This window comes from Pseudomonadota bacterium (genome assembly GCA_027624955.1).
GTDB lineage: Bacteria > Pseudomonadota > Alphaproteobacteria > UBA828 > UBA828 > PTKB01.
Genome location: JAQBTG010000042.1, coordinates 1 through 15,099, shown reverse-complemented (window position 1 = coordinate 15,099; position 15,099 = coordinate 1). Strand labels below are relative to the sequence as shown.

The 15,099-nt window shown below is 59.0% G+C and carries 13 protein-coding genes; 7 read left to right on the top strand and 6 right to left on the bottom strand.

What is annotated here, in order from left to right; all coding sequences use genetic code 11:
* Positions 1–10 precede the first annotated feature (10 nt).
* Positions 11–1,228 carry an iron-containing alcohol dehydrogenase gene (locus O3A94_14405; protein MDA1357444.1) on the bottom strand — a complete coding sequence of 406 codons (1,218 nt, stop codon included), beginning with the start codon at positions 1,226–1,228 and terminating at the stop codon, positions 11–13.
* A gap of 182 nt (positions 1,229–1,410) precedes the next feature.
* On the opposite strand from O3A94_14405, the gene O3A94_14400 reads away from it, so the two are divergent.
* A complete protein-coding gene (locus O3A94_14400; protein MDA1357443.1) occupies positions 1,411–2,028 on the top strand; it encodes an ABC transporter substrate-binding protein in 618 nt (205 codons plus the stop codon).
* Positions 2,029–2,077: 49 nt separating this feature from the next.
* Complete coding sequence (locus tag O3A94_14395) at positions 2,078–3,061, top strand: NAD(P)-dependent oxidoreductase (protein ID MDA1357442.1); 984 nt, start codon at positions 2,078–2,080, stop codon at positions 3,059–3,061.
* A 25-nt stretch (positions 3,062–3,086) separates the two neighbouring features.
* On the opposite strand, the gene O3A94_14390 is transcribed toward O3A94_14395, so the two are convergent.
* From O3A94_14390 to O3A94_14375, 4 genes are all read right to left on the bottom strand, one after another.
* The gene (locus tag O3A94_14390; GenBank protein MDA1357441.1) at positions 3,087–3,890 is read right to left on the bottom strand and encodes a formylglycine-generating enzyme family protein; all 804 of its coding nucleotides are present in this window, start codon (positions 3,888–3,890) and stop codon (positions 3,087–3,089) included.
* A 136-nt stretch (positions 3,891–4,026) separates the two neighbouring features.
* Entirely contained in the window at positions 4,027–5,556 is a 1,530-nt protein-coding gene (locus O3A94_14385; GenBank protein MDA1357440.1) for a DHA2 family efflux MFS transporter permease subunit, read from the bottom strand.
* Positions 5,553–6,569: an HlyD family secretion protein gene (locus O3A94_14380; GenBank protein ID MDA1357439.1), complete on the bottom strand. Its 1,017-nt coding sequence runs from the start codon at positions 6,567–6,569 to the stop codon at positions 5,553–5,555. The genes O3A94_14385 and O3A94_14380 overlap by 4 nt, the downstream gene beginning before the upstream one ends.
* Before the next feature lie 168 nt (positions 6,570–6,737).
* The gene (locus O3A94_14375; GenBank protein ID MDA1357438.1) at positions 6,738–7,505 is read right to left on the bottom strand and encodes an SDR family oxidoreductase; all 768 of its coding nucleotides are present in this window, start codon (positions 7,503–7,505) and stop codon (positions 6,738–6,740) included.
* Between the two features lie 116 nt (positions 7,506–7,621).
* Here O3A94_14375 and O3A94_14370 point away from each other — a divergent pair, with 116 nt between their 5' ends.
* The 4 genes from O3A94_14370 (at position 7,622) to O3A94_14355 (ending at position 13,284) form a co-directional block, all read left to right on the top strand.
* On the top strand, positions 7,622–8,767 hold the full coding sequence (locus O3A94_14370; protein ID MDA1357437.1) for a cobalamin-independent methionine synthase II family protein: 1,146 nt from the start codon (positions 7,622–7,624) through the stop codon (positions 8,765–8,767).
* Positions 8,768–8,918: 151 nt separating this feature from the next.
* Positions 8,919–9,857 (top strand): 2-dehydropantoate 2-reductase, encoded by a 939-nt coding sequence (locus O3A94_14365; protein MDA1357436.1) that lies wholly within the window; start codon positions 8,919–8,921, stop codon positions 9,855–9,857.
* Between the two features lie 227 nt (positions 9,858–10,084).
* On the top strand, positions 10,085–11,179 hold the full coding sequence (mtnA, locus tag O3A94_14360) for an S-methyl-5-thioribose-1-phosphate isomerase (protein ID MDA1357435.1): 1,095 nt from the start codon (positions 10,085–10,087) through the stop codon (positions 11,177–11,179).
* A 29-nt stretch (positions 11,180–11,208) separates the two neighbouring features.
* Positions 11,209–13,284, top strand: a complete 2,076-nt coding sequence (locus O3A94_14355) for a bifunctional aldolase/short-chain dehydrogenase (GenBank protein MDA1357434.1) — start codon at positions 11,209–11,211, stop codon at positions 13,282–13,284.
* Positions 13,285–13,383: 99 nt separating this feature from the next.
* Here the strand turns inward: O3A94_14355 and O3A94_14350 are convergent, their stop codons facing one another.
* A complete protein-coding gene (locus O3A94_14350) occupies positions 13,384–14,076 on the bottom strand; it encodes a tetratricopeptide repeat protein (protein MDA1357433.1) in 693 nt (230 codons plus the stop codon).
* Between the two features lie 141 nt (positions 14,077–14,217).
* On the opposite strand from O3A94_14350, the gene lsrF reads away from it, so the two are divergent.
* Positions 14,218–15,099: 3-hydroxy-5-phosphonooxypentane-2,4-dione thiolase (lsrF, locus tag O3A94_14345; GenBank protein ID MDA1357432.1), on the top strand; the 882-nt coding region annotated here is incomplete at its 3' end.

The following is a 15,099-nucleotide window of genomic DNA, read 5'->3' as shown; positions in this document are numbered from 1 at the left end:
TTCGTTGCGCTCACCATGCGGTTCTGAGAAGCTCGATGAGTTGGTCCTTGGAATCGATCTTGCGTGGGTTGGTGGCGACGACTAAATCCTGTAACGCATCGCTGGCGATGCCGTCAAAATCATCCTCGCCCACGCCGACATCGCGCAGACGCCACGGCAGGCCCAAATCGTCGCGCACCAGTTTGAGCACTTCGCTAGCGGCAGCTGCCGCGGCTTCCTCTTCGCTCATACCGTTGATATCGACGCCCATCGCCTCGGCGACCCAGGCCTGTTGCGCCAGCGTCTCTTTGAAGTTGAAGGCCATCACATTATGCATCATCACGGCCGAGGTCTCGCCGTGCGGCACATCGCAGCGCGCACCCAATTGATGGCCGATGCCGTGGCTGAGGCCGAGCGTCACGCTACCCAGGCCGCACACCGACAGCCAAGCCGCCACCATGCATTGCCCCCGCGCGGCAATGTCCGTGGGATCGGCTTTGGTTTCGCGCAAATAGCGCACCAGCATGCTTAACGCGCGGTAGGCGAGGGCGTCGGTGAAGGGCTGATGCGTCGATGAGCACATGGCCTCGATACAATGATCGATGGCACGTGTACCCGTGCCGAGCCACAGGCGCTCTGGCGTCGCCAGCGTCAAATCAGGGTCGAGAAATACGCTTTTGGCGGTGAGGCGCTTGTCGAGATAGATGTCTTTCACCTGTCGCGCGCGATCGGTGATGCCGACGAAAAAGGTGAACTCGCCAGCCGAAAGGGTGGTGGGTACAGCAAACATCGGCAGCGGATCGGTCGAGAGGGCGGGAATATCTATTTTGTCGGGATACTCGAACTTGATGCGCACCGCATCAAGGCCATCTGGTTCTGCAATGCCTTCGGCGAGGCAAATGGCGACGGCCTTGGCGGTATCGTTCGGCGTGCCACCGCCGAAGCTGATGATCGCATCGGCCTGCTTAGAGCGCGCAAAATCCGCTGCCGCGATGACGCTCTCACGTGGCACATGCGCGATGGTCTCAAAGAACACGCCGGCTGTGCGCCCGCCTGCGGCGCTTTCCACACGCGCCACCAGATCAGTATTTTGCGCCAGACTCTTCCCGGTAATGATGACGGCACGTTCGACGCTGTACTGCTCTAACGCCGCTCCGAGCTTGCCCACACTGCCAGAGCCGAAATGGACATCGTCCATTGGCAACATGGCGAACTGGCCATTTAATTCTTGCTTGGGTACGGATAACATTCCTTGGCTCTCCATTTAATCGGACTCAAACGCCCGTCGGCTTCGGCAACGACCCCACACGCGTTTGAATTTCATGTCAATCCCCAGGCAGCTCTTTTGGCGTGACGGTTTGGTCTCGATCCTTTTACTCTCGGCGCTCGCCCGGCGTTGCCGAAGGCATTCTTTGGGTGTAAATCTGTGCCATGCATTGCCGTTTGTTCGTCGTAATATTTACCGCACTGTGGCTCGTGGCCGGCAGCGCATCCCAGGCCGATGAAAGTCCCGCTAGCGCCGTGGTCGATGCATTGCACGCTTCGCTCCTGACAATGATGAAGGACGCCGACGCGCTCGGCTTCGACGGCCGGCGCGAGCATATGGTGCCAGTGGTCGCCCAATCCTTTGATCTGAAAATTATCGCCGCCATGGCTACCGGTCCAAATTGGAACGAATTCAGCGAAATCCAACAGGAGCAGCTAATCGAGGCGCTAGAACGCCTGAGCCTCGCGACCTATGCGGCGCGTTTTAACGGCTATTCGGGTGAACGCTTTCAGCTGCTGTCCGAGCAACCCGCGCCGCAAGGTGCGGTCTTCGTCAACACCGAACTGATTAAACCTGACGGTGAGGCGATCGCTCTCAAATATTTGCTGCATCTTAGCGACGCGGGATGGCGTATCCTCGATATCTATTTTCTCGGTGTGTATAGCGAGTTGGGCATGCGGCGTTCGGAGTATGCTGCAGTACTGAAGCGCGATGGTTTCGAAGGCTTGCTCAGCTCAATCGATCAAAAAGCCGCCGACTACGCAGCGGGGCTGCTCAAATAAGTTTCGTGATCGGCCGGTAATAAGGGCCAGCTAGCGAAAGCGTTTATCCATGAGAATCTTGGTCACTGGCAGCGCTGGTCACTTGGGTGAGGCGCTGGTTCGTACTATCCAGAGCACCGGTGACGAAGCCATCGGCATAGACATATTGGACTCAGAGTTTACCCACAAGGTCGGCTCGATCATTGACCGAGAATTCGTCAGGCATTGTATCGCCACAACCGACGCCGTGATTCATACCGCCACTCTGCACAAGCCCCATGTCGCGAGCCATGCCCGGCAAGCCTTCATCGACACCAATATCACGGGCACGCTAAATCTGTTGGAAGAAGCGGCGCATGCAGGCATCCGGCGCTTCGTCTTCACCAGCACGACCAGTGCGTTTGGCGCGGCACTCGTTCCGCCCGAGGGGGCGCCCGCCGCCTGGATTACCGAGGACGTGCAACCCGTCCCAAAGAATATTTATGGCGTGACCAAAACTGCAGCCGAGGATCTCTGTCAGCTGTTTCACCGAAAACAGGGCCTTCCATGCATTGTTCTCCGAACCTCGCGGTTCTTTCCCGAGGAAGACGATGGCGAGGAAATCAGAGAAATGTTCGCTAGCGACAATGCCAAAGCCAATGAGTTTCTATTCCGCCGGATCGATCTCGAAGACGCGGTGAGCGCACATCTATGCGCCGTTGAGCGGGCGCCGGAGATTGGCTTTCGCCGTTACATCATCAGCGCGACATCTCCGTTTGAGAGGCGAGACCTCGTGGGTCTTCGAACGGATGCCGCCGCCGTCGTCTGCCAGAGGGCGCCACAGTTTGAGGCGCTCTATCAACGCCTTGGCTGGCGCATGTTTGCCACCATCGACAGGGTTTATGTAAACCAGAAAGCGCGTGATCAGCTGGGATGGCGGCCGAAATATGATTTTGCCCGGGTAATTGATCAACTGGGTCGTGGGGAAGCGATGGGAAGCGAACTGGCCCGGACGGTAGGCAGCAAAGGCTATCACAGCGAGGATTTTGCTGAAGGGCCTTATCCGGTCGATTGAAGCCGTCGTATTTAGTGGCTGGCGCTTAGGGCGCCGCGCATCTGAAGCCAACCATGTCGAGGCCAATATGCGGTGGATTGCCGTGTCGGTAGGCGGCCCTCAAGCAATAGGGATTGTTTCCCCAGCCGCCACCACGAATCACGCGTTTTCCCACGGCGCCGGGAAACCGGCTCGATGTCCATTCCCATACGTTGCCGGCCATATCATCGAGGCCGAAGGGAGAGCGGCCGAGCGGGAAAGAGCCGACAGGAGCAGTGCGCGAAAACCCGTCCGCTGCTGAAGGCGCGCAACAGTCATAACTTCCGGCGTTCACATGCGTCGCTAGCGAGTCTCGGGTGAGCGTGTTTCCCCACGCATATCGATAGCCTTGTGAGCCGCGTGCGGCATATTCCCATTCGTCTTCGCTGGGCAAGCGCATGCTATAAAATCGGCAAAAAGCTTCAGCATCTAGCGCCGAGACCTGAACGACAGGGTGATCCAACAAACCCTCGAGATTGCTCTTAGGGCCGGCCGGGTGGCGCCAATCCGCCCCGTCTATCAACCGCCACCGCAGCCACCACACATTGCCCTTGCCAGTTTTTTCGACCGTAGTTCGATATTCGCTGGCGTCGGCAAATCTGGCAAATTGCCGATTGGTGATTTCTCTCCGCATCAGCCGGAAGGTTGGGATGTGGACGGATCGCACGATCTCATTGTCGTCGCCTTCAAGGTCGCCAAGTACCGCCGTGCCAGCCGGAATTGCGACCAGGTCGAACGCTTCCGCGGCGCTCGCAAGGCCGGCAAAAAAGAGAAGCGGGAGGATGGCAAACATTTTGACGGCTAACGACATGACAAATTCCGTTCGCAGCGCTTTAGTCTGATCGATTCAAGAGTTCCGGCAAACCAGCGGCGGCACAACACACATTCTTGCGAGCGCTAGCGCTTTGGAAATAGCCGTACAGATGTGGTGGCGCAGACGTCGCGAATTATTGGCCAACCTTGCGCACGAAGGGAATAAGTAGCAATCCGAAAGCGATGGCTGCAGCCATCACCAACCACACGTCGTTAAAGGTCATCACCCGTGCTTCGCGGTCGACGATGGCGACAAGCGCCTGAAGGTTAATAAGGGCTTCATGATCTCCCTCGCCGGCAGATGCCATAGCTTCGCTCACAGGGATTCGCGCCATCGTGATGGTCTCCGCCAGGCGTTCGCGGTGCAGATCGTTACGCTGACCGATAATGGTATTTATCCCGGCCAAGCCGATCGCTCCACCAAGGTTTCGCATCAGATTGTAGAGCCCGCTTGCGTTCTGAATTTCGGTAGAAGATAGGGTGCCGAGCGCGATCGCAGTGATCGGCAGGAAACAGATGACAATTGCCATGCCGTGAAATACTTGCGGCAAGAAGAGTTGCGCGAAACCCGTCTCCGCCGTGCCTTGTGAAAATAGCCAGAAACCCGCCGTATACAGGCACAGGCCAAATGCCAGCATAACGCGCTCGTCCATGCGCTTATCCATTTGGCCAGCGATAGGCCCTGAAATGAATTGAAAGACGCCGATCACGATCATGATGATGCCAATTTGAAGGCTATTGAAGCCCCGCACCGTTGAAAGGACGACTGGCAACAGATAGATCGATCCGTAGAGGGCTATGCCGAGCGCGAAGCTCAGAGTGCAGCCGATGAGAAAATTTCGATCACGAAACGCCCGGATGTCGACCACCGGATGCGCCGCACTGAGCTCACGCCACACCAATAAGATGCCCGAAACGACCGACGTGACCGCGACAATGATCATTTTCGGCGAGCTAAACCAATCCTCGCGCGGTCCCTCCTCCAGCAGATAAACCAACGGCCCGAGGAACAGCGCGATCAGGATCACGCCCAGAATATCGATTTGTTTGAGCAGCGCGTAATTCGGACGGTCAATATCGACCGTCTTCCAAATGATAAAAGTCACGACGGCGCCGGGTAACAAGTTGATGTAAAACAGCCACTGCCAGGATAACAGCTGCGTGAGCCAACCCCCGAGTGTCGGACCAGTGGTCGGCGCAACATTGGCGACAAGCGCGACGATGACGATCAATCCGGTGCGCCGCTCGGGTGGAAAAATCATATAAATCGTAGAGAAAACGAGTGGAATCATGGCGCCACCGGCGAGACCCTGAAGCACCCGGAATACGATCATGCTGTTGAGGTCCCAGGCGGATCCGCACAGCAAGCTCGCTAGTGTGAATAAGCTGCTCGACAGAGCGAACAGGGTCCGCGTCGAAAGGGCGCGCGCGAGCCAGCCGGTCAACGGAATGATGATGACCTCGGCGGTCAGATAGGACGCCTGGATCCAGGCGGTCTCCTCAATTGTCGTCGACAGGCCGGCACCAATCTCACCGAGAGAACTGGCGACAACCTGGATATCGAGGATCGCCATGAACAAGCCAACCAGCATGGCGTAGAAGCCAATCCAGTCGCGGCGGCTTAGTTGAAGATAGGTAATGGACGCCGGCGCGGAGTCAGTCATTCGTCGCTGCTGACGTATGCCCCGCTCTTAAGCAGCGTGCCGGTTATGACAGTGGCGACAACCGACATACCGGGGCGGAGCCGCCCGGCGAGGGGGTTGTCTGGTTCCAGGGTGATTTTGACGGGAATCCGCTGGACGATTTTGTTAAAATTACCCGACGCGTTTTGTGGCGGCAACAGGCTGAACTCAGCGCCGCTTGCCGGCGAAAAGCTCTCGACCGTGCCAATCAAGACGTGGTCGGGATAGGAATCGATATCGATTTCGACACGCTGACCCAGTTTCATTTTGGTGAGCTGAGTCTCTTTGAAATTGGCGACGACCCACACGTTATCCAAAGGTACGAGGGCCATGAGCTGCGCCCCCGGCCTGATGTATTGCCCTTCGCGAACGCTACGATTTCCAATTACCCCGCCTACCGGCGCCTGAATTTCGGTATATCTGAAATCGATCTCGGCCAGGGTGAGGTCGGCCTCTCGTTCCTTAATCGTCGCTTCGAGCTGGTGTCGTCGCGCGTCCATGATCGGGTACTCGTTGTGCGCCGTGGCAAGATCTGCGCCCGCCATTTGCACCGCAGCGTCGGCTTTAAGCGCATCGGCGACAGCGCTTTCGTGACGGTCCCGTGTGGTAACGCCTCGCTCTATCAGACTTTCAATGCGTTTTAACGCCTGCTCGGCGCGCGCAAGCTCCGCCGTGGCAAAGCTCTGCTCAGCCTCGGCTTGGGCAATTATCGAGGCTTGAAGTGCTCGTTGACTAGCTAAGATTTCCAGCTCTGTATGGCTCGTGGCGAGGTCCGCACGCGCTTGCTCAATACGCGCCTCATATTCTGCCGGCTGGATAACGAGCAACGTCGCGCCCTTCTCAACGCGTTGATTGTCGGTAACGAGAACCGCAGAGACGTAACCCGAGATTCTGGCGCTGATCGGCGTGATTTCACTGCGGATATAGGCGTTGTCTGTGGATTCGCGAAATCTCCCAACAGACCACCACTGCCAGCCGAGTAGAGCGGCCGCCATGATGAGTGCCAAGAAGATAAGGCTAAACACAACGATTCGCTTTACGCTACGCCGTCCGGGAGAAAGGGGTGACGTCACGTCAGACATAGCTAGTCATAGCTCAAGGCACCTGGTTTCTGCTCGATAACTCGAACCGGGTAATTTGGTTGCACCCTGGCGCCGAGGCAATCAGTATTGCACCCGCTGGGTAATGCCGCCATCGACCATGAGATTGGCGCCGGTGATGAAGCTCGCCGACGGACTGGCGAGAAACGCCACGGCATTTGCGACCTCGTCGGGCGTGCCCATGCGGCCCATCGGGTTGCGGCCGAGCGCCATCTTGAATATTTCAGGAACGTCGCGCTCGCGATCCTGCCACACACCGCCCTCGAAATAGATGGTTCCCGGGGAGACGGTGTTGGCGCGGATGCCCTTATGGGCCAACGCGTTACTCAAGTTTGAGATGTAATTAATCAGCGCCGCCTTGACCGAGTTATAGGGCCGCACGCCGCCAAAGCTTTCGACCGCCGCCGCACTGGATATGGCGACGATGGCGGCGGCGTCTGATGATTCGAGATACGGCATCGCCGCCTCGACCATGCGGACGGTCGCGAGAATATCGATTTCGAAACCCAAGCGCCAAGATTCTTCGTCCGGCCCTTGCGAATCTACTAGAGCGCTGACATTGGGCACGATGATATCCACGCCGCCCAATTGCTCCGCGCTGTCATTGACCCATCTTTTAATCGCCTCGCCATCGCGCGCGTCGACTCTGCCGCCGCTCGCCTTGCCGCCGCAGGCTTTGAGCGCGCTAATCGTCTCATGCAATGTTTTCTCGCCGCGCGCACAGATCGCCACATGGCAACCTTCGCCGGCAAGCTTGAGTGCAATGGCGCGCCCAATGCCGCGTGAGCCGCCGCTTACTAGCGCGCATTTTCCTGCCAGTTCTAGATCCACGATTATCTCTCCCGCGCGGCGCTGTGGGCAAAATGTTGCGGTGGCCCCCCTCAATATGATGAACTGAGAGTGATGCCTCTGACAACTACATGATCCCCGCCGTTTGAGGAATGACCATGAAATTGAGCACTGAGAGAATCCTGACCACCCATGTAGGCAGCCTGCCGCGCGCCCTCGACCTTAGCGATATGTTGCTCAAGAAAGAGTTCGGTGAAGCGCAGGACGAAGCCACATTCGAAAAGCGCGTGCGCGAAGCCGTCCGCGAAGTAGTCGCCAAACAGGTCGAGACCGGGATCGATATCGTCAGCGACGGCGAAATGAGCAAGATCGGCTATGCCACCTATATCAAAGACCGATGCGAAGGTTTTTCGGGCGACAGCGCCCGCCGGCCACCGGCGGATTTGGCCGATTTTCCGGCATATTTGAAGAAGTCGGGGGAAATGGGCCAAGCGCCCAAGATTATGCGACCCGTGTGCAGCGGTGAAATTCGTATAAAGGAAACGGATTCGCTGAAAAAGGATATCGCGAATTTGCAGAATGCTCTGGATGGCTCTGGCGCAACTCAAGGATTCATGAATGCGGCTTCGCCGGGCGTTATCTGCGCCTTCCTGCCGAACGAATTTTACTCTTCGGAAGGAGATTATCTGGAGGCGCTTGCCGCCGTGATGAAGGAGGAATATGAGGCGATCCACGCCGCCGGATTTGTTCTTCAGCTCGATTGTCCGGACCTCGCCATGGCACGCCATACGCAATATGGCGATTTGAGCGACGAAGAATTTATCATCCATGCCGAGCGCCATGTTGAGGTGTTGAATGCGGCGCTGGAAAATGTGCCGGCCACTATGTCGCGTATGCATCTTTGCTGGGGCAATTATGAAGGGCCGCATCATTGCGATATACCGGTGGAGAAAATCCTCCATGTTGTGACCCGGGCAAAGCCACAGGCAATTTCGTTTGAGGCCTCAAACCCGCGCCATGCACATGAGTGGCGCAAATGGCGGGATGCCAAGATTCCCGAAGACAAAGTGCTGATGCCAGGCGTGATCGATTCGGTGACAAATTTTATCGACCACCCAGAAGGCGTGGCCGAACGCATTTGCAAATTCGCCGATATCGTTGGGCGCGACCGCGTGTTGGCCGGCAGCGATTGCGGCTTTGCCACCTTTGCCGGGTTCGGCAAAGTCGACCCCGACATAGCTTATGCTAAGCTGGGCGCGCTTGTTGAAGGCGCGCGGATCGCATCGGAAACTCTTTGGCCGTGAGGTCTCTTGCGTTGGTTGTTGGGCGCCTAGGACGCTTTTCAGGCTAGACTTGGCGTCGCGCAGATCGGCAAACTGGAACAACAAATCCGCCGGCCGGAGCGGGTCATCAACGTGCCCACGCCGCCGCAAAAATTGCCAAGGACAAGTCGCTATGAAAATCGGAATTGTTGGTACCGGGGCAATGGGGAGCGTGTATGCGGCGCTCCTCGGCGATGCTGGGAATGAGGTTTGGGCGGTTGATAGTTGGGCCGAACATGTCGCGGCAATGGCACAGGATGGCTTGACGCTTAAGGGTGCGAGCGGCACGCGGACGGTGCACCTCAACGCCACCACTGACGCATCGACTGTCGGGCTCTGCGACTTGATCATCATCGCTACTAAGGCGATGGATGTGGCGGCTGCTGCGGAAGCAGCGCGCGCCATGCTGGGGCCGGATACCACCGTGCTCACCATTCAGAACGGGCTCGGCAGTGCCGCCAAGGTTGCTAGCGCGCTTGGCACCGAGCGCGTGGTGCTCGGCGTGGTCGGCGGCTTTGGCGCGTCCATAACAGCGCCAGGCAAGGCGCATCACAATGGCATGGAGCTGGTGCGTCTCGGCGAGATGAACCGCCCCGTGTCGGACCGCGTGGAGAGCTTGGCAGAGCTGTGGCGCGGCGCCGGCTTCACGGTGAAATGTTTCGACGATATAGACCAGCTCGTTTGGGAGAAGCTCATTTGCAATTGTGCTTTTTCCGCCAGCTCTGCGCTCACCGGTTGGACGGTGGGCGAAATCCTCGCCAGCAGCGATGCCTGGTCGGTCGCCAGCAATTGCGCGCTTGAAGCCTATTTTGTCGCGCGCGCCAGCAACATCCGCCTCGATATCGACGATCCGATCAGCTACGTGCGGGATTTCGGTGCCAAGATTCCGCATGCCCGACCGTCTATGCTACTCGATCATATGGCCGGCCGGAGAAGCGAAATTGACGCCATCAACGGCGCCATTCCGGCGGCGGCGGCGCGTGTCGGCGTGAAGGCGCCGGTCAACGAAACGGTGAGTGCATTGGTGCGGGCAAAAGAAGAAAAATTCATGAGTGCGGCGGGCCGCGAATAGGGGAGCCCGGATGGCCATAGCAGCAGACAGCCTGTTGCCTGCTACGCGCGCCGCCTCCGCTGGCCATTGAGAACCTCGAACTCGGGGCCGGTGCGGCGCCGACGGGCCTGGTTATCGTCGACGATGCGAAGAATTGCGCCGCTTAGATTACCAGGCCTTTATTCGAAGCCAACGCGCCGGGCCGCCTTTCGCTTGAATCGCCCGACGGGCGGGCTCATGGTCCCTCTATGAGAGTTGACGGGCGCGATTACCGTACAATCTGGCTTGCCGCGGACGGCTGGTCGGTGGAGATCATCGATCAGACAAAACTGCCGCACGTCTTCGAGAGTTGCCGCCTGGAGACGGTCGAGGCGGCGGCGGCGGCAATCCGCGATATGCAGGTGCGCGGCGCACCTTTGATCGGCGCCACGGCAGCTTACGGCATGGCGCTTGCGATGCGGTGCGACGCCAGCAATGGCAGCATTGCGCAGGCACATGATCTGCTTCTCTCCACCCGGCCGACGGCGGTCAATTTACGCTGGGCGCTCACCGAGATGTCGGAATTGCTCACCCCATTGCAGCCGAACACGCGCGCCGCCGCGGCCTATCAAAGGGCCGATGAAATTTGCGATGAGGATGTCGAAATGTGCCGCGCCATCGGCGAGCATGGCGCGGTGTTGATCGAAGAGGCGGCGCGCGCGCGGCATGGCGGTGGGCCGGTCAATATCCTGACCCATTGCAATGCCGGCTGGCTCGCGACTGTCGATTGGGGCACGGCATTGGCGCCGATTTACGTGGCGCTTGAGCGTGGCGTGGATCTCCATGTGTGGGTCGATGAAACGCGGCCACGCAATCAGGGCGCATCGCTCACGGCCTGGGAATTGGCCAGCCACGGCGTGGCGCATACCTTAATTGTCGACAATGCGGGTGGCCATTTGATGCAGCATGGCATGGTCGATCTCTGTATCACGGGAAGCGATCGCACGACGGCCGAGGGTGATGTCTGTAATAAAATTGGCACCTATCTGAAGGCGCTGGCGGCATATGATTGCGGCGTGCCATTTTATGTGGCGTTGCCGTTCAGCACCATTGATTGGAACATCGGTGATGGCCTCCGCGACATCCCCATCGAGCAACGCGACGAACGTGAAGTACTGGAAATATCCGGGCGAGATGCAGCCGGTGTGGAGCACAGCGTAAGAATTGCGCCGAGCGCGAGTCCGGCGGCAAATTACGCCTTCGATGTCACGCCGGCGCGCTTGGTCAGTGGCCTTATTACTGAACGTGGCCGCTGTGCGGCGTCCCGCCAGGGCCTGTTAGAACTTTATCCGGAGCGGCGCTGAATCGGCGCTGCCGCGCGACTCGGGAAGCCATGCAAAATATGTGGAACGAAAAAGACGCCGAAGCCCTGGCGGCGGGCTATGCCGCAGAGGGCGTCGCGCGCGATGTTGCGGATTGTCTCTACATGACCCGTCTGTTGGGGTGCGATAAGCGGCTGGTTTTGCATGGCGGGGGCAACAGCTCGGTCAAGACGCGCGGACGCGATGCGGCGGGTGGCGAGAGCGATGTGCTCTGCGTCAAGGCGAGCGGCGCCGATATGGCGGTTCTGGAGTCGGACGATCTGCCGGCGCTCGATCTCGGCCAATTGCGTCGCCTGCGCGATCTGGACCGTCTCGCCGAGGCGGATATGCGAGGCGCTCAACGCGCCTGCCTGCTCGATGGCGGCGCTGGCGACCCTTCCGTCGAAACCCTGATGCATGCCTTTCTTCCGCATAAATTTATTGCCCATTGCCATGCCAATGCTGTCTTGAGCGTGACCAATCAGCCGGGCGGCGCGGCGCTCTCGGCAACACTCTTTGCTGGGCACGCGGCGGTGGTCCCCTATACCATGTCGGGCCTTGAGCTCGCGCAACGCGCCGCCGAAGCGTTTGAGGCGGCGCCCGATAGTCGCGGGCTAGTGCTGATGCATCACGGTCTCGTCAGCTTTGGCGACGACGCGCACGCTGCTTACGACAATATGTTGGCGTTGGTAGCGCTGGCAGAGGCGCACATCGCCGAGAGCCGGCGTGGGCTGCCGCCGGCGAAACCCCGGGAAGGGAATCTCTCGACCTTGGCGGACGTGGCGCCGGTATTGCGCGGTGTTCTGGCCGGTGCAACGCAAGCGGCGGGAGATCCGGATTGTCCGGACCGCCAGGTGCTTTCGTTCCGCGCCAGTCGGGAAATTCTGCATTATCTCGATGGCGCCGAGATGACGCGCTACGCTGCCGCGGGAGTGGCCACGCCCGACCACGTCATTCACACGAAGAACAAACCGCTTGTTCTGCCGCGGGTCGACGCGGTGCGCGGCACGGAAATTTCGGACAGTTTTCGGCATTCGGTTGCCACGGCGGTGACGGAATATATGGCGGCGTATCGCGCCTATCTCGCACGCCATGCGCGCCCCGGCCAGGATCTAACGGCCTTGGCCGATGCGCGGCCGCGTGTGGCTTTGGTCCCAGGGCTCGGCCTGTTCGGCATCGGCCGCAGCATGGTGGAAGCGGAAATCATTGCTGATATTGCCGAAGCTACGATGGATGCGGTGACGGGCGCCGAGGCGATCGGCCGCTACCAGCCAGCGGCGGAGGCGGATATTTTCGCCATCGAAAGTTGGTCTTTGGAGCAGGCCAAGTTGCGCCGCACAAAAGCGCCACTGGCCGGGCAAGTGGTGGTCATCAGCGGCGGCGCGGGCGCCATCGGTGCCGCCACGGCACGCGAATTCGCGGTCGCCGGTGCGGCGCTTGCGGTTCTGGATTTAGACGGCGGCAAAGCTGAAGAAATCGCCCGCGAATTCGCCGCCGCCGGGCTTGGCCTGGCCTGCGACGTAACCGATGAAGGTTCCGTCCGCACAGCTTTCAGGCGGGTGTGCGCGACGTTCGGTGGCGTCGATATCTTGATCTCGAATGCCGGCGCCGCCTGGCAAGGGCGCATCGGCGAAGTGCCTGAGGACGTTTTGCGGCAAAGTTTTGAACTTAATTTTTTCGCCCATCAGCGTTTGGCGCAACATGCCGTACGAATCATGCAGATGCAGGCAAGCGGCGGTTGCCTGCTATTTAATATCTCGAAACAGGCGATAAACCCGGGCGCCGATTTTGGCCCTTACGGTTTACCCAAGGCCGCCACTCTATTTCTGATGCGGCAATATGCGCTTGATCACGGACGAGATGGGATCCGGGCCAATGCTGTTAATGCCGACCGTATCCGCAGCGGATTGTTGAGCGAAGAAATGATCGCCGAGCGCGCCGCAGCACGCGGCGTTTCAGAAGGCGAATATATGGCGGGTAATCTGCTCGGCCGCGAAGTGACGGCGGAAGATGTCGCGCGCGCTTTTCTGCACCTCGCGTTGGCGCCGAAAACAACCGGCAACGTCACCACGGTCGATGGCGGCAATATCGCTGCGATGCTCCGTTAGCGCGAAGCCCTCTGTGCAACATCCCTCAGGCCATTGGCGTGCTTATGGGTCGTAAAACATGATCCGTCGAAATGTTTCTCGAGCAGGCTTTGGAATTTTTTATTCCGCCTCGCTGTCAACTTTCGTCGAGGTCAGGCCAAGCTCATCCGCCCAATTCGCCGGAATATCGTCCGCTGCCTCGGCCTCAATTCGTGCGGCGCGCGCCAGCAGTGGAATGGCCTCATCATGGCGGCCTTCGGCCCGATAATTCTCGGCTAAGTTCCTGAGCGCTTGCGCGACGATAATATGATTCTCGCCGACGGCATGTTCGGCGATGGCGAGTACGCGTTCGAACAGTTTTCCGGCCTCGGCGAATTTGCCCTGCGCGCCGTAGACGAAGGCCAAATTGTCGAAGTCGATGATCATATCGGGAAGTCCCGCGCCCGGCTTGTTCTCCTCTTCGGGGGAGAGCGCGGCCTGTTTGATGGCGATCACGCGCTTGAGCTGTTTCTCGGCATCGGCATAACGCCCCAAATCCTGATTAATGGCGCCAAGATCCGACAGCAAGATGACGATGGCGATATTCTGGGCGCCGCACTGTTGCACCGCATGGTGCAGGGCCTCGTGCGCATAGGGCAGAGCGGCTTCGCTCTCGCCTTCGGAATAGAGCGTGCTGGCCTGCACTCCCGCTGGCGATTCGGCGCAACCTTCGGCAGCTGCCCGGTGCGGCCCCGTCAGCACCACCAGCAGCAATGCACAAAGAAACGGCGCGAATATTGAACGAAAAAATTGCGGGACGTTTCGGTGTGGCACTGTTGCGACCTCCGCCCCCAGAATAGGATATTATGGCAAGGTGATTCAAACCTACCGCCATCTGGCGGCACGCGCTAGAAATAGTGCGCAGGAAGCGCGCGAAAAACATGACGCCCATACAAAGTAGCTTGAGGAACGGCAATGGCTGATCTCGACGACATCAAAGACGGCAAGGATTGGGGTATCGATATACCTGCCAAGAACGAGCCTTTCTTTCTCAAAGGCTCCGAAGGTTTGGACTGGGGGATGAAGAGCCGTCTGACCCGAATTTTCAATCCGCGCAGCGGGCGCACAGTGATGCTGGCCTTCGACCATGGCTATTTTCAAGGACCGACTACCGGTCTCGAGCGGATCGATCTCAATATCGTCCCGCTAGCGCGCTACGCAGATGTGCTGATGTGCACCCGCGGCATCCTGCGCAGCAGTGTCCCGGCGGACTGCGGCAAACCGGTGGTGCTGCGCTGCAGTGGCGGAAATTCCATCCTCAGCGAACTATCCAACGAGCTTGTGGCGGTCGATATCGAAGATGCGATCCGCCTGGACGCCGCCGCGATGGCCGCGCAAATCTATGTCGGTGCCGAATATGAGCATCAATCGATCGGCAATCTCGTCAAGCTAATCGATAGCGGCAACCGCTACGGCATGCCAACCCTCGCTGTGACAGGTGTCGGCAAGGATATGGTACGGGATGCGCGCTATTTCGGCCTCGCGTCACGCATTGCCGCCGAGCTCGGCGCGCATTATGTGAAAACTTATTTCGTCGAGGAAGGGTTCGAGCGTGTCACGGCTGGTTGCCCGGTGCCGATCGTCATTGCTGGCGGCAAGAAGCTGCCCGAGCTTGATGCCCTGACTATGGCCTATAAAGCGATTGATCAGGGCGCCAGTGGAGTCGATATGGGGCGCAACATCTTTCAGGCCGAATCGCCCAGCGCCATGATCCAGGCGGTCTGCGCCGTGGTGCATGATAACGAGAAACCGGCCCAGGCGTTCGATATGTACAAGACACTAAAGAGTGAAGAGCTT